Annotated in this window: 11 protein-coding genes; 8 read left to right on the top strand and 3 right to left on the bottom strand. The window is 47.3% G+C overall.

Annotation, left to right across the window (positions count from 1 at the left end; all coding sequences use genetic code 11):
* Nucleotides 1-10: 10 nt before the first annotated feature.
* The gene (locus KTG14_RS10225) at nucleotides 11-529 is read right to left on the bottom strand and encodes a GIY-YIG nuclease family protein (RefSeq protein ID WP_216970850.1); all 519 of its coding nucleotides are present in this window, start codon (nucleotides 527-529) and stop codon (nucleotides 11-13) included.
* A gap of 175 nt (nucleotides 530-704) precedes the next feature.
* On the opposite strand from KTG14_RS10225, the gene KTG14_RS10220 reads away from it, so the two are divergent.
* Nucleotides 705-1,061: a hypothetical protein gene (locus KTG14_RS10220; protein WP_216970849.1), complete on the top strand. Its 357-nt coding sequence runs from the start codon at nucleotides 705-707 to the stop codon at nucleotides 1,059-1,061.
* Between the two features lie 189 nt (nucleotides 1,062-1,250).
* Here the strand turns inward: KTG14_RS10220 and KTG14_RS10215 are convergent, their stop codons facing one another.
* Both KTG14_RS10215 and ade read right to left on the bottom strand, forming a co-directional pair.
* Nucleotides 1,251-1,754: a hypothetical protein gene (locus KTG14_RS10215; protein ID WP_216970848.1), complete on the bottom strand. Its 504-nt coding sequence runs from the start codon at nucleotides 1,752-1,754 to the stop codon at nucleotides 1,251-1,253.
* 268 nt (nucleotides 1,755-2,022) lie between these two features.
* Nucleotides 2,023-3,750, bottom strand: a complete 1,728-nt coding sequence (gene ade / locus KTG14_RS10210; protein ID WP_216970847.1) for an adenine deaminase — start codon at nucleotides 3,748-3,750, stop codon at nucleotides 2,023-2,025.
* A gap of 396 nt (nucleotides 3,751-4,146) precedes the next feature.
* Here ade and KTG14_RS10205 point away from each other — a divergent pair, with 396 nt between their 5' ends.
* The 7 genes from KTG14_RS10205 to KTG14_RS10175 all read left to right on the top strand — a co-directional run bounded on the left by KTG14_RS10205 (nucleotide 4,147) and on the right by KTG14_RS10175 (nucleotide 15,820).
* Complete coding sequence (locus tag KTG14_RS10205; protein ID WP_216970846.1) at nucleotides 4,147-5,706, top strand: response regulator transcription factor; 1,560 nt, start codon at nucleotides 4,147-4,149, stop codon at nucleotides 5,704-5,706.
* Nucleotides 5,666-7,444 carry a sensor histidine kinase gene (locus tag KTG14_RS10200; RefSeq protein WP_216970845.1) on the top strand — a complete coding sequence of 593 codons (1,779 nt, stop codon included), beginning with the start codon at nucleotides 5,666-5,668 and terminating at the stop codon, nucleotides 7,442-7,444. The genes KTG14_RS10205 and KTG14_RS10200 overlap by 41 nt, the downstream gene beginning before the upstream one ends.
* A gap of 732 nt (nucleotides 7,445-8,176) precedes the next feature.
* Nucleotides 8,177-9,475, top strand: a complete 1,299-nt coding sequence (locus KTG14_RS10195) for an ABC transporter substrate-binding protein (RefSeq protein WP_216970844.1) — start codon at nucleotides 8,177-8,179, stop codon at nucleotides 9,473-9,475.
* 111 nt (nucleotides 9,476-9,586) lie between these two features.
* Nucleotides 9,587-10,534, top strand: a complete 948-nt coding sequence (locus KTG14_RS10190) for a carbohydrate ABC transporter permease (protein WP_216970843.1) — start codon at nucleotides 9,587-9,589, stop codon at nucleotides 10,532-10,534.
* The gene (locus KTG14_RS10185; RefSeq protein ID WP_216970842.1) at nucleotides 10,531-11,358 is read left to right on the top strand and encodes a carbohydrate ABC transporter permease; all 828 of its coding nucleotides are present in this window, start codon (nucleotides 10,531-10,533) and stop codon (nucleotides 11,356-11,358) included. Before KTG14_RS10190 ends, KTG14_RS10185 begins: the two co-directional genes overlap by 4 nt.
* 314 nt (nucleotides 11,359-11,672) lie before the next feature.
* On the top strand, nucleotides 11,673-13,883 hold the full coding sequence (locus tag KTG14_RS10180) for an alpha-galactosidase (RefSeq protein ID WP_216970841.1): 2,211 nt from the start codon (nucleotides 11,673-11,675) through the stop codon (nucleotides 13,881-13,883).
* Between the two features lie 212 nt (nucleotides 13,884-14,095).
* The gene (locus KTG14_RS10175) at nucleotides 14,096-15,820 is read left to right on the top strand and encodes a glycoside hydrolase family 35 protein (protein ID WP_308462000.1); all 1,725 of its coding nucleotides are present in this window, start codon (nucleotides 14,096-14,098) and stop codon (nucleotides 15,818-15,820) included.
* Nucleotides 15,821-15,850 lie beyond the last annotated feature (30 nt).

Genomic DNA, 15,850 nt, shown 5'->3' with positions numbered 1-15,850 from the left:
AAAACTATTTTTAAATAGAGGCCTCCTCGTCCTGCACCTTAAACATTTCGTATTCAATATCGTCTAATTTGCCAGTCCATCGCAACCCTGAAATTTCCGGCAGCAAGGACCGATGATCGCCCCAGTTCAAGATATGTATAAGCTGCAATTCCTTTTCGGGAAAAGAAGCAATGCTTCTGGCGTTATAGGCAGGCTTATGCGAGTAGATTAATAGGCGTTCTGCCAAATCAATATACGTAGACCACAGTTCCTCGTTTGTAGGTTGAATGCCGTGGAGCCTGCCAATATAAATTTTGTGGTTGTTGGAATCATTAGTGTATAACCAATTTTCTTGAGAAATTCGTTTGCCCAGTGTTTGATAGTCTGCTTTGCCAATATAAAGCAAGACATCACTTCCATACACAGGATGCGTTCCATAAATCTGATAAATTCCATAGTCGGTTTCATCATTCATTAAATGCGGTAAGTCTGTTAATTTATAAGACCCTTCCCATTGAATTTGAATTATAGTTGATGCAGTAATTGTCATATAGATCGCTCCTTTTAATAACTAAGATTTTTTAAAAAAGACAGAGAGTGGATAAATCATATTATTTAAAATTTGTATTTTAGTGTATAATTTATAATACTATTTACTTAATAATTTTAATAGTAAAAATTTATCAATAACTTAAACGTTTTAGTGTGGAAAGGGCGGGGAACTGGTGAAAATTACGATGGAAATGAGTGAAAGAGCATTCCCGATAGCCAAAAAAGTGTTCGCTGGACAGCTGACAAGAAATGATGGGAAGATCGAAATTCATAGAATTTCGGGTATGAACGAGGGATCTGCACAAGCATATATCACTATATTTCTGGCGATGATGAGTGGAGAAGAATACAAGCGGGCATTTAATAATAAGACGAATAAATTCTTGCTGGAGAACATTCGAAAAGATTATGGTGAAAAGCATTTCACTCACGCATTAAATGCTGCACAGAAGCATATAAATTACTACGCAACGCTCAATAAAGGAAATTTAACTGGTTTACAGAGCATTGTTGATCAGCTGAGACCGTGATTGGCTGAGTCCTTTAAGCACGGTGTTTGAAACACAAAAAGCATGAAGCCCTCGCTTATTCTCTAAGGGAGAGCTTCATGTTTTTTTCAGTTAAATTGTATGGCGCACAGGGACGAGCATCAACAAAAAGTAGTCCCGAATGCAGTCATATCAACATTCTTGGGGCATCTACCCAATAAGGAAGCCTTTTTAACCAATCGTTTTATCGTTGAAGCTTTCCCGGAGGTTTTGATAGATGCGCAGGCCATCGGATGGATAGCCCGACAATGCGCCGAAAAACCCTGGATATGTAACGGGGATTACGCTCGTGAGAAACAGGCAGAAATTGACCGCAGCAAACGGATAAGCATATTGAAAGCTTTCAGCACTAATAGACAAGCCATAAGCCAGCGTCCCGGCAATAAGAGAAAACAACGGGCCGCATGCATCGACTAAGAGTCTCTGTACGTTTGATAAGGGAGGGATGTCTTTGTAGTTGGAAATTAAACAAAAACCTGATAATCCCAATCCGAGGTAAAAATGAATCTTGCGGATGCTGAATGCCAACTTATTTTCTTTATGCGGCGTGCCTAGAAAAATATTCGCCTCGCCAGATTTTGTCGATAGGACGATCGGTAGAGCATGTCCGAGTTCGTGGATCAGGATGGAAATCGGCAATAAAATGAAAAAGATAGTCAATAGATCTAATATCAATTAGCATTCTCCTCCGCAAAGTACCAATTAAATGCTGGCCAATTCGTTTGTCATTATAGTATAAATAAATGAAATAAAAGTCAATTTCTCTTATATTTCCATATTTAAAAAAGGAACGCAGTGCCGGGATACATCCGCTAGCTGCGTTCCTTTTTCGCTTAAATTGTGTCATGCACAGGGGCAAAAACAGCAACGCCCAACACGGAAATACAGTTATGCCAACGTTCTGGAGTGATCATCGGCATTTGAATTGTGTCGTGCACAGGGACTACTCTCCCCGAACCACTACCTCGATATGCCGGAAGCTCGCGACATCAAACAATCCGCGATCGGTCAGTTTCAGGTGAGGAATGACCGGCAGCGACAGAAACGACAAAGTCAGGAAGGCGTTGAAATGCGTTGGGGCGCCAATTTGCAGGAGGCCTTGGTCAATTGCCTTGAGCTGACTGTAAACAGCGGGGAACGGTTGATCGGACATCAATCCGGCAATCGGCAACGATAAACTGGCCAAGACTTTGCAGTTTTGGACGACGGCTAGCCCGCCTTGTAGCTCTTGCAGTGCACGAATTGCCGCCAACATATCCTCATCATTTGTCCCGACCACAATGATGTTATGGGAATCGTGCGCTACGGTTGTGGCGATGGCGCCGTCTTGGAGGCCAAGCCCTTTGACGATGCCGAGCCCGATATTGCCAGTCGCCCGGTGGCGTTCGATGACGGCGATTTTTAAATGATCGCTTGCCGCATCCGAAACAAAGTATCCGCCGGCGACTGATACTTTTTCTATTAAATGTTCGGTGATCAATTTGTTCGGATTGATGCCGATAATATGGGCGCTCGCATTCGCCTCCATTGGAATTTGTAGATTTTCTGTGGATAGCCCGGCAATGCGCACTGTGTCTCGCACAGTTGCCGTTTCGCTATCTTCTTGAACGGGTCCGGCGTAGCGCCCGTCTTTCGCTGCCAATTGCCCGCCTTTATAAACTTCATCAATCGTGAATTCTTCCAAATTATCGAGCACAATAAAGTCCGCATCGTAGCCGGGAGCGATAGCGCCTTTTTGGTGCAGTCCGAAACATTGGGCTGCGTTGAGAGTCGCCATGGAAATGGCGGTGATGGGGTTGATTCCGGAGCGGATCGCTGTCCGGACATTATGATTGACACTGCCTTCATCGATTAGATCATCGAGATGCTTATCGTCGGTGCAGAATAAGCAACGATGAGCGTTTTGTTCGGTCACGCCTTCAAGCAGCGCGTGCAGGTCTTTTGCGACCGAACCTTCACGTAGCATGACGTACAGGCCGCGTTCGATGCGAGCCGTCATTTCATCTTTTGTTACGCATTCGTGGTCCGTCAAGATGCCAGCGGTGCCGTAGACATTGATATCGTTATCGGTGAGGCCTGCTGCGTGGCCGTCAATCTGCCGGCTCAGCAATAGTTTATCGAGCATCGCCTCGTCTCCTTGGAGCACCGCGGGAAAATTCATCACCTCCGCCAAACCGAGCACTGAATCGCGACTGGTAAAAGGCACCAGGTCTTCAGCGGAGAGCCGGGCGCCAGCGTTTTCAAAAGGTGTCGCCGGGACGCACGACGGCAGCATCATTTTAATATCGAGCATGGCCTGCTCTGCGTCTTTTAGCATGAATTCAAGTCCCGCCGTTCCCTTGACGTTGGCGATTTCATGCGGATCGGTGATGACCGTCGTCACACCATGGGACAGCACGACTTGCGAGAACTGCGGCGGCGTCACCATGGACGACTCGATGTGGACATGGGCATCGATCAAGCCCGGCGCGATGAATTTTCCGGTGGCATCGATTTCCTGCACGCCTTCATAGTCTCCGATTCCGACAATCACGCCGTCGGTTATTGCCACATCACCGGCCGTCAAGCTCTTCGTGTAGACATTGACGATGGATGCATGCCGAATAACCAAGTCCGCTTTTTTTCGTTTATTCGCAACATCGATTCTATTTTTTAATTGGGCTTTTTTCATGGCTATTCATGCTCCTTTGATTGCTCGGTATCATATTGAACGCGAAATAAGTTTTGCTTTATTCTACAGCAGACTGGTGACAAGACCTAGCGAAAAAGAGAAAGAACTCTGTGGCTGTCCCTGTGCACGACACAATTTAGAGCACTGAAAACGCGCTGAGAGTGGATGTAGGTATGAAAACGTCCCTGTGCAGGACACAATTCATCCAGATGTCACCTTCTACCGAGAGTCAAAACTTGGGAACTATCCCAATCCGCTCAAAAGGTGGTAACATATCAACAAGAAAAGGATTCAGAGAATTGCCACGGAGATGGGCAGGTCGAGCGTGCCAAGCAGAGAGAGATGGCGTAAGGGCTCGGAATGTACCGAAGAGTTTCATATGATGGGGGTAAAATCATGGGAGAAGTGTGCAAAGTCCTGATTGTCGACGACGAGATGCTGATCAGGCAGGGGATCATCAATTATCTTGCCTGGGAACAGGAAGGCTTTCAAATTGTTGGAGAAGCTTCGAACGGCAAAGAAGCGATGGGCTTGATTGCAGAATTTGCACCGCATATCGTCATCACGGACATCGTCATGCCGATCATGGATGGCATCGATTTGGTGAAAGAAGGAAAGATGGAGTTTCCTGACACCGAATTTATTGTGCTGAGCAGTTTTGAAGACTTCGAATACGTCCGGTCGATGTTCCAGAACGGCGTCGCTGATTATATTTTAAAGCCGAAACTCAACGGCCCTGAGCTATTGAAAATATTAAACCGCGTAGTGAACCGAATTCCGGGCCTGCAGCATTGCGTTTCGGCGGCCCAAGCCGAACCAACGACAGAAGAGATGGTGGAAGGCGTGATCCAAGGCTACGATCTGCCTGTCGACCGTGCCGAACTATCTGGTATTCTGCCAAACAGCCACTTCACTTTAGTGGCGATCCGCGGAAAAAGCGTCGATCCACTCCAGCTAAAAATGACTTTGGAGCGTTCCATACTGGAAGAACTGCCGATTCTCGCCTTGAATTCCAGCGAAGCCGATGCGCTGTTGTTGCTAAACTTCCATCCGCATCAACTGGATGTCATTAAGCAGGCCATCAAACAGCAGGCGGCTCGCTTGCCAGAGGCGGCATGGATGATGTGCGAGCCTGTCAGTGCCATCGAAGATTTAAAGAAAGCGTATGATGATGGCTGTGCGAAGATGAAGAAATATGCATTTTATTTGCCGGAAGACAAGCTGTTCATCTTTGGTGAATTGCCGCAGGAAAATGAAAAGCAAGCGACTTTCGATTTAAATCATTTTATCGAGATGTTCAAGGACCGGCTGTTCAATGCAGCGTTCACTTATTTGGAAAACCATGTGGACTATTTGTCTGGGCGCTACAACAATGACAGCTTTGAGTTCAAGTCGTTTTTGGGCAATATCGTCTTCAATATCGGCGTCTTATTAGATGCCATGAAATACGATGCCCAAGATCTTGAGCAGAAGAAATACAGCTATTTCTCGACGATTAACGAAGCTGCCGATGTCAATGAAGCCTTAGGGTTGCTTGACACTTTCATTGAGGAAGTGAAGGAAATCATCCATTTGGGGGATAAAGCGAGCGAATCCAACAACCTTGATAAGATCCTTGAGTATATTGAACTTCATTACACCGAGCCGCTCCGCTTGTCGGAAATCGCCAACCATTTCCACTTTAATGCCTCGTATTTGTCGTCTTATTTCAGTACGCACCATAAAGAAGGCTTCAGCGAATACTTGAACCGCGTGCGCATCAAAAAATCGATGGAATTGCTGGAAAACAGTACGGTGTCCATCTCGAACATCAGCGGCATGGTCGGTTATTCGGAACACAGTTATTATTGCAAAGTGTTCAAGCGCATAACCGGGATGTCTCCAGGCAGTTATCGAAAGGAGCTCCACGTCCGCAATGAACATGAAGAAAAAGGCCTTTCGCATTTTAAGAAATAATAGCTTGTTCATCAAAATGTTCCTAATCATGGTCATTAGCATCGTGGCGGTTTCCTTATTGATCACATTCAGTTCGATCCGGATGTCCTCGGATCTGTTCATGGACACTTTCAGCATTTCAAACACGAAAGCATTGGAGCAGATCGAAAATGAGTTCGAAGACTATAGTTTTGCGATCGTGGCGGCGACAAATGAAGTACAAAACAACGGCACCATCAAACGGGTACTGACACAAACCGACGCCACGACCTTGGAAACGTACAGCTCTTATCACGACATCAGTGAACAGATCGAGCGCATTTACCGGGCTGTCGAGTCGTATGATACCAATATGATCGTGCTCGGCAACAATGAGCGTTTGTACAATGTCAATTACTCGAACTGGCCGGTGTCGTGGGAAGCGCTGCGCAACCACCCGATTTCGCAATACACAATCAATCGGCCGAACCGGATCATTTATCAGTTTATGCCATCCACATCGTTCGCAGATGAACCGATGATCGTTGCGACGAAAGCGCTGATGGAGCGGTCGACGGGCGAGATTTACGGTGTGCTGTATTTCCCGATCCGCGAAGCGCAGCTCAAAGGTTTTTACGAGGGCTACACGAGCGAGGAAAACGAAGTGATGCTGGTCGATGCTGAAGGGAAGATCGTTTCCGGCAATCAAGAGGAAATGATCGGCCAACAGTCGCCTGAGTTGATGTCCCTGGCAAAAGAAGTGGACGATGAGGGATTGGAATACAAAGACGTTGAAGTGTTTGGCAAAGATTATATGCTGATGGCGCAATACTTGCCGACTTATAATATGTATTTGGTCAATCTAGTCGACAAAGATGCGGTGCTCGCCAATCTGGTCAATACGAAGGAAATCCTGCTCATCAGCCTCGGCATCGTGCTGCTCGCGGTCATTGTCGTGTTTATCATTTCGCGGCGCATGACCAACTCCATCAGCCGTTTGGTTAAACAGATCTCGACGATGGCGAAACACGATTTCAATGTGCCGGTCGCTGAAACCGGCGGCTACGAAGCGAAGAAAATCGCCAATGCATTTAACTCGATGCTCAATGAATTGCAGGAATACGTGGATTTGGCGATACAGGCCCAGCAAAAGCAGCGCAGTGCTGAATTGATGGCGCTGCAGCACCAGATCAATCCGCATTTTATTTATAACACCTTGGCGTCGATCAAGTTCATGATCCAGCAAGGCAAAAAAGAGCAAGCGACCGATATGATCCATGCCTTGATTGCACTGCTGCAAAATGCGCTCAGCAATGTCGAGCAGACGATCACGGTGGAGCAGGAAATAGCGGATTTGAAAAACTATGTGCTGATCAACCAATCGCGTTACGGCGATGGCATCAAAGTGAATTTCTTCATTTCGCCGGATTGCTTGGATTGCCAATTGCCGAAGCTGATCTTGCAGCCATTTATCGAAAATGCGTTTTTCCACGCATTCAATGAGAAAAAACAAGGTTTTGTGCAAATTCTCGTATCCCGAAAAGGCGATAATTTATTATGCGAAATCGTTGATAATGGCGACGGTATGGAAATCAAAGGCGACCACACGAAAGAAGACATTAAGGAAAAACGCCACTTGTTCAGCGGTATCGGCATCCGCAATGTCCACGAACGCATCCAGATGCTTTACGGCGAACAATACGGCGTAGACATCTCAAGCGTCAAAGGCGAAGGCACCAAAGTGAGAGTGGAATTGCCGCTTCAGAAAGTCATGGTGTAAGTTGAATGAATTTTTTAGATTTCTTTATAAGCGATATTCCGCAAAACAGCTGAAAAGCTTTGCTCAACTCTCTCTGCGATCGAGCATCGCAAACGAATTGGCTCAGCTCCGCTTCACTAATTCGCTTCCTGGGGGCTTGCGCTGAACTAATTCGGGCTAAACGCCCGAATGGATTTCAGCACTTCGTCGAAACGGAGTTGGAAAGCCACCTCCGTTTCTGCTCCCCAAGGAGTCTGCGCTATTTTGCTACATATCTATTCAATAGTTCATCCGAAATAGCGGAAGGTGGCGAAGAGCAAAGAGGTGCTCCTACATCGCTGCGCTGCTGCGTCGCAAACGAATCCTGCCAAGCACGATTCGCTTCCTGCGGAAATAGCACGAGCTGAAGACCCTGGACTGAGCGTAAGCGAGGGAAGCGGCTGAAGCCGTGTCCTGGCAGCTGGCATCGCGACGTCCTGTCGCGCCAGCTGCATGATCCACATCCTGTGGACCCGAAAGCGCCCACCTGAAGCGATTTTAAAATTCTATTTTTCTATCTCTGATTTATTTGTTCACCAAAAGCCAACGAAATTCCAAGAACCTAATAATAGTACAAGAAAAAAGAGAGATAATTGAAATGTCTAAAAATTTTCGGATAGAACACCTAAAGATTGTGCTAACAATCTTTTTTTTTTGGCCGCTATACTGTTTACAAGGCGAAAAGTTAAGCGCTTACAAAAAGGGGGATTTCAAATGAAGAAGTTTAATCTTATGTTTGTGGCGGCAGCGAGCATGGCCGCTTTAGCAGCTTGTTCTTCCGGGGATGAAGAAGCAAGCGGGGGCAGCGGTGCAGAAGGTTCAGCAGACGTAGATGAAATTACGGCATGGGCCTGGGATCCAGCTTTCAATATTGCAGCTCTTGAAAATGCAAAAGAAGCTTATAACGGCGATGGCGATTACGAAGTCAACGTCATTGAAAATGCACAAGACGATATTATCCAAAAACTCAACACGGGACTCAGTTCAGGGACAACAAATGGCATGCCAAACATTGTCTTGATCGAAGATTACCGTGCACAAAGCTTCCTGCAAGCGTATCCGGATGCGTTCCATCCATTGACGGACGTTATCAACGCTGAAGACTTTGCGGATTATAAAATCGCCACGACGAGCTTTGACGGTGAACAATACGGATTGCCGTTCGACTCAGGCGTAGCAGCACTTTATGTGCGCACGGACTATTTGGAAGAAGCCGGCTACTCAGTTGAAGACGTAACCGACATCACATGGCAGGAATACATCGAAATCGGGAAAGACGTCAAAGAAGCAACAGGCAAAAACATGCTGACGCTTGACCCGAACGATTTGGCGCAAGTGCGCATGATGATCCAGACAAACGGATCTTGGTATGTGGAAGAAGACGGTTCGACACCGAACATCGCAGGAAATGAAACACTCGAAGCAGGTTTTGAAACATATAAAGAAATGATGGAAGCGGACATCGCGAAAATCGTTTCTGACTGGAGCCAATTTGTCGGTGCGTTCAATAGCGGCGATGTGGCCAGTGTTCCAACAGGAAACTGGATCACGCCAAGCGTCAAGCAAGCAGCTGACCAGTCCGGCAACTGGGCAGTCGTTCCAATGCCTCGCTTGGATATGGAAGGTGCGGTTAACGCATCCAACCTAGGCGGCAGCTCGTGGTACGTACTGAACGTGGACGGCAAGGAGCAAGCAGCAGATTTCCTATTGAATACATTCGGGTCTAACCCTGATTTGTATCAAACACTTGTAGAAGACATTGGCGCACTTGGAACATATTCACCAGCAGCCGAGGGAGATGCATATGCAGTGGAAGATGAATTCTTCGGCGGGCAGCAACTCATCACAGACCTTTCTACATGGACGGATGAAATTCCAGCAGTCAATTATGGCCTTCACACGTACGCGATTGAAGACATCCTGGTCACTGGAATGCAAGATTATTTGAACGGCGCAGAACTGGATACAGTACTTGAAAATGTCCAAGGGCAAGCTGAAGCACAACTCAAATAATTGATCGGAAATACATGGAGCCTTGAGTTGACGCCGACGAACTGGTAAAAGTGCTTTATCACTTACCAGTTGGGCACAGCTCAAGGTTTTTTTATAGGAGGAATGAGGAACATGAGCCAGCTAGGAACAAAAAAAGCCGAGGTGGATCTCCCGGTTCGTACGAAATACGAAGAAAGCAGGCGCCAAAAAACCGGTGTCTTTTTCAAGAAAAAAGTGGGTTGGCTGTTTATCATTGTCTCAGTCATCGCCATCACCATATTTAACTTTTACCCGATGGTTCAAGCGTTCCTGTTGTCTTTCCAGTCAGGCATGGGCGCGAATCTGGAATATGTGGGACTCGATAACTGGCGCAGATTGTTCGGCGACCCGACCTTTATCGCAGCGCTGACCAATACTACGATTTACTTGCTGATTCAAGTGCCGTTAATGATCGTCTTGGCTTTGTTCTTTTCAGTGTTATTGAATGACCCGAAATTGAAGTTCAAGAGTTTTTTTAGGATTGCAATCTTCCTGCCTTGTGTAACGTCACTCGTTGCCTATTCAGTCGTCTTTAAATATTTGTTTGGCATTGATGGCATCGTCAATCAATTCTTGCTCAATTTCGGCTTAATTCCCCAAACGATCAACTTTCTAGCAGATCCGTTTTGGGCGAAAGTCGTCATCATCTTGGCCATTACATGGAGATGGACAGGCTACAACATGATTTTCTACTTAGCAGCTTTGCAAAATGTCGATAAGTCGATTTACGAAGCGGCGAGAATTGATGGGGCGAGCTCTTTCCAGCAGTTTTTCCAAATCACCGTTCCAATGCTCAAGCCAATCATTTTGTTCACCTCGATTACGTCTACGATCGGTACTTTGCAGATCTTTGATGAAATCGTCAACATCACCAACGGCGGGCCTGGGAATGCAACCATTTCGATTTCGCAATATATTTACAACTTGTCCTTTGAATACACGCCTGACTTTGGTTACGCATCAACCGTTTCCTATGTCATCGTAATTCTCGTAGTAATTCTTTCAATTATTCAATTCAGAGTGGCGGGTGAGAAAAAATGAACAGCTTAAAACGAATTTTCATCTATACGTTTCTCAGTGTCGCAGCGATTGTTTCCATTTTTCCTTTCCTATGGATGCTCACCAGCATCACCAATAAATCGGTCGATGTGACGCAAGGGCGTTTGCTTCCGGGAACGCATTTGATCGAAAACTTGAAAACCCTTTTCGCAACAGTGGACATCGTCCCGGCTTTGATCAATTCCTCCATTATCGCGGTCATCACGACTTTCTTGACGCTTCTCTTGGCATCGCTTGCCGGTTACGGCTTTGAGATTCACCGCAGCAAAGGAAAAGACATCGTCTTCACCATTTTACTGTTGTCGATGATGATCCCGTTTGCGGCGATTATGATTCCGCTGTACCGCATGTTCGGCAGCATCAGTGAAACGGCACCGCTCATCGGCATCGACTCGCTTGGCGCGGTCATTTTGCCGACAGCAACGACGGCGTTCTTCATTTTCTTCTTCCGCCAGAACACGAAGATGTTTCCAAAAGATTTGGTGGAAGCGGGACGCATCGACGGCTTGAGTGAAATCGGCGTGTTTTTCCGTATCTATATGCCGACGATGAAAACAACTTACGCAGCTGCGGCGATCATCGCCTTCATGAACAGCTGGAATAACTACCTATGGCCATTGGTCATTTTGCAGTCACCGGAAAAACGGACGATTCCACTGTTGATCTCGAATCTCGGCTCGAGCTATTCACCGGATTACGGTGTCATCATGTCAGCCATCGTCATCGCGACCTTGCCGACAGCGCTCGTGTTCTTCCTCATGCAGAAGCACTTTGTTGCAGGCATGATGGGCTCGGTTAAGGGTTAAATGAAAGTTAGTTTAAGTGGACATGTCACTAGTTAAAGACGTGTTGACTTAAACGCCGCTTCGGCCATGGCTCCCGCAAGAAGCCAGGAAAACCACCTGTCTTCTTGCTTCGCCTAGCCCGTGTGATGAATGCATTAAACAAAAGTAACTCCACTTTTCAACTACTACTAATTCAGATATGGAAAAAATAGCGTAGACTCTGCAAACCCGCGCCGTTCTTCCAAGATCCATATCTGGTGGCCGCGAAAGCGCAGCTGTTTTGCGGAATATCGTCACTGCAAAACTATTAACTTAGCTGATACGGGAGGTAAATTGTGCCGATTTTATATAACGACGCCACACGTGAGTTTCATCTGCAAACCGACAAGACCAGCTATATTTTCAACATCTTGAAAAATGAACAGCTCGGCCAGCTGTATTACGGCAAGAAACTGCGCCACCGGGACTCGTTCGAGCGCTTGTTTCATATCGAGGAAATGCCGAATACCGCTTGCGTCTATGAAGGCGATTTGGTGTTTTCGCTCGATATTCTCAAACAGGAATACCCGGCATACGGAACGACGGATTTCCGTGAGCCGGCATATCAGATTTTGCAACAAAGCGGCAGCCGCATCACGAACTTCGTCTATCAACATCACACCATCCATCAAGGGAAAAACAAGCTCGCCGGCTTGCCCGCGACGTATGTCGAGCATGACGAAGAAGCGACGACCTTGGAGATTTCGTTATACGACGAAGCGATCGATGTGGAAATCCAGCTGTCTTATAGCGTTTTTGAACAACTGAACGCCATCACACGCTCTGCCCGCTTTATCAATCACGGTCGAGAAGACATCGATTTGACGAGAGCGATGAGTGCCAGCATCGATTTGCCAGATTCGGATTTCGAAATGGTCCAGTTGTCCGGTGCATGGGTCAGAGAGCGTCATATCCACAACCGCAAGTTGGTGCCAGGCCTTCAAAGCATCAGCAGCACAAGAGGCACGAGCAGTGCCCAGCAAAATCCGTTCCTTGCGCTGAAACGCCCGTCGACGACCGAACATCACGGCGACGTGTACGGCGTGAGTTTGGTCTATAGCGGCAATTTCCTGGCGCAAGTGGAAGTCGACCATTACGACGTGACCCGTTTGATGGTCGGCATTAACCCATTTGATTTCAATTGGCTATTGGAAAGCGGCGAAAGTTTCCAGACGCCGGAAGCGGTGATGGTGTATTCGGCGGATGGCTTGAACGAGATGAGCCAGACTTATCACAAGCTGTACCGTAGCCGTTTGGCGCGCGGAACATGGCGCGACCGGGAACGCCCGGTGTTGATCAACAACTGGGAAGCGACGTATTTTGATTTCGACGAAACGAAAATCTTGGGGCTCGCGAAGTCTTCCAAGGAATTGGGCGTGGAGCTGTTCGTCTTAGATGACGGCTGGTTCGGCAAGCGCGATGCGGATACGACGTCTCTTGGCGATTGGTTTGAAGACAAGCGCAAATTGCCGAACGGTATCAGCCAATTGGCGAAAAACATTGTCGATTTGGGAATGAAATTCGGTTTGTGGTTCGAACCGGAAATGGTGTCGAAAGTAAGTGAATTGTACAAAGCGCATCCGGACTGGATCATCCATGTGCCGAATCGCAAAAGCTCGCACGGCCGCAATCAACTCGTATTGGATTTCTCCCGCCAGGAAGTGGTTGATTATATCTACGGCTTGGTAGCTGGCGTACTGCGCGATGCACCGATTTCCTACGTGAAATGGGACATGAACCGCTATATGACTGAAATCGGCTCATTGGAATTGCCGTCGAACCGCCAGCGGGAAGTCGTACATCGCTATATCCTCGGCGTCTATTCCTTGTACGAACGATTGACGTCGGAATTTCCGGAAGTTTTGTTCGAATCCTGTGCAGGAGGCGGCAGCCGTTTCGACCCTGGGATGCTCCATTACGCGCCGCAAGGGTGGACGAGTGATGACACCGATGCCGTCGAACGTTTGAAGATCCAATACGGAACGTCAATGGTCTACCCAATCAGCTCGATGGGCGCGCACGTGTCAGCTGTACCGAATCATCAAGTAGGACGCATCACGAGCTTGAAGACGCGGGCAGAAGTCGCGTATTTCGGCGCATTCGGCTACGAGCTTGATGTAACGAAAATGGACGATGAAGAAAAAGCCATCGTTACCGCGCAAATCGCTTTCTACAAAGAGAACCGTTCGCTCATTCAACAAGGGCAATTTTACCGGCTGGCCAGCCCGTTCGCAGATGACGGCAACGTGACAAGCTGGATGGTCGTGTCAGAAGACCAGAGCGAAGCGATATTCGGCTATTACCAAGTCCTCGCCAAACCGAACCCAGGATATGCACGCGCATTCTTCAAAGGGCTCCACCCCGAATTCGAATACGCCATCGACGGGATCGACGATACGTTTTACGGGGATGAATTGATGGGAGCAGGCGTGCAGCTCAATCGCTACCGCCATGAGAAACATCCGAGTGATTTCTCTTCTATTATTTATAAATTAACGCGAATTTAAGTAAGGTGTTTTAGTAATTAAGTGCTTGGCATTTCGTCGCGCAACTCCTTGACGTGTCATGAACGGATAATTTTAACGAAAAATGACTTTACTTAAATTGTTTTCATCTTAGGCATGGAGCAAAAAAGCGAAGACTCCCGCCGGAAAGCGTAGCTTTTTTGCGTAATGCCGGCCACACAATAATATTTTCACCATACATAGGAGGCGTCGATGTGCTGACTGCTAAAAATGGATCGTTTTATTTTGAAGGAGAGCCGTTCCAAATATTGTCAGGCGGCATGCATTATTTTCGCACCGTGCCGGAACAATGGGAAGATCGCTTGCAGAAATTAAAAGCGCTCGGGCTGAATACAGTTGAAACCTATATTCCGTGGAATTTCCATGAACCGAAAAAAGGTCACTTCGACTTTTCCGGAATGGCGGATATCGAAGGCTTTATCGAGCTGGCTCATCGCTTGGGGCTATATGTCATCTTGCGCCCAGCACCTTATATTTGCGCAGAGTGGGAAATGGGCGGCTTACCGTCCTGGTTGATGACAGACAAAAACCTGGTTCTGCGAAGCAGCGATCCGGCTTTTCTTGGCCATGTGGAAGATTATTTTGCGGAGTTGCTGCCGAAATTCAAAAAGCACTTATACCAAAACGGTGGCCCGGTCATCGCCCTGCAGATCGAAAACGAATACGGCGCATACGGCAATGATTCGGCTTATCTTGATTTCTTTAAAGCCCAATACGAACACCACGGACTCGACACTTTCTTGTTCACCTCAGACGGCCCGGATTTTATCACACAAGGCTCGATGCCAGGTGTGACAACGACCCTGAACTTCGGGTCGCGCGTGAACGAATCGTTCGATGTGCTCGAAGCGTTCAAACCGGGTTCGCCGAAGATGGTTGCCGAGTTTTGGATCGGCTGGTTTGATTATTGGTCCGGGGAACATACCGTGCGGAGCGGGGACGATGTCGCTTCAGTGTTCAAGGAAATCATGGAAAAGAACATCTCGGTCAATTTCTATATGTTCCATGGCGGCACGAACTTTGGTTTCATGAACGGCGCCAACCATTACGATATCTACTACCCGACGATCACCAGCTACGATTACGACAGCTTGCTGACAGAAGGCGGAGCGATCACCGAAAAATATAAGGCGGTTAAAAAAGTCTTAAGCGAGTATCGGGAAGTACCAGCCGATTTCGTGGAAAGTGTCTCTACGAAAGCGTATGGAACGGTCACGCTGACCGAATCAGCTAGCTTGTTCGATGTGTTGGAAGATATCAGCGACAAGGTCGAGCATATTGTGCCGCTGTCAATGGAAGAAATCGGCCAGAATTACGGCTACACGCTGTACCGCACGACCGTTAACCGGCGGGGAGAGTTGAAAGTCAGTTCAAAAGACATCCGCGACCGCGGCTTTATGTACATCAACGGCCGCCACGTCGCAACGACATATATCAACGACGATGAAAAAATGCTGACACTCGATTTCCCGGAAGCGGTGAACACGCTCGAGATTCTTGTGGAAAACATGGGTCGCGCCAATTATGGGGAGCATTTGACTGACCCGAAAGGCTTGGTTAACAATTTATGGCTCGGCGAACAGTATTTCTTCCATTGGGAGATGTTTAAAGTGGAACTCGAACACTTGCCAAAAAACTATGGCACAGAGCAGGACGTGCGCTTCCCGAAATTCTTCCGCGGCTCGTTCGATGCTGCAGAAGGCTTGGACACCTATGTCGACACGCACGGATTCACCAAAGGCAATGTCTTCATCAATGGCTTTAACCTCGGCCGCTACTGGAACACCGCAGGGCCCCAGCAACGCCTATATTTGCCAGGCCCATTATTGAAAAAACAACACAATGAAATCGTCGTACTGGAACTAGAGCATACCGAGACGGATCAAATCCAATTTCTGGATGAACCGAAGCTAAGCTGAGTGATGGCTATTATAGAAGGGATGGAATCA

The sequence above is a fragment of the Planococcus sp. CP5-4_YE genome (genome assembly GCF_019042655.1).
GTDB lineage: Bacteria > Bacillota > Bacilli > Bacillales_A > Planococcaceae > Planococcus.
This window is presented reverse-complemented; position numbering and strand designations above follow the sequence as displayed.

Coding starts and splice junctions, on each gene's coding strand:
- KTG14_RS10225 (WP_216970850.1), bottom strand. CDS start 529: ATGACAATTACTGCATCAACTATAATTCAAATTCAATGGGAAGGGTCT.
- KTG14_RS10185 (WP_216970842.1), top strand. CDS start 10,531: ATGAACAGCTTAAAACGAATTTTCATCTATACGTTTCTCAGTGTCGCA.
- KTG14_RS10190 (WP_216970843.1), top strand. CDS start 9,587: ATGAGCCAGCTAGGAACAAAAAAAGCCGAGGTGGATCTCCCGGTTCGT.
- KTG14_RS10195 (WP_216970844.1), top strand. CDS start 8,177: ATGAAGAAGTTTAATCTTATGTTTGTGGCGGCAGCGAGCATGGCCGCT.
- KTG14_RS10205 (WP_216970846.1), top strand. CDS start 4,147: ATGGGAGAAGTGTGCAAAGTCCTGATTGTCGACGACGAGATGCTGATC.
- KTG14_RS10200 (WP_216970845.1), top strand. CDS start 5,666: ATGAACATGAAGAAAAAGGCCTTTCGCATTTTAAGAAATAATAGCTTG.
- ade (WP_216970847.1), bottom strand. CDS start 3,750: ATGAAAAAAGCCCAATTAAAAAATAGAATCGATGTTGCGAATAAACGA.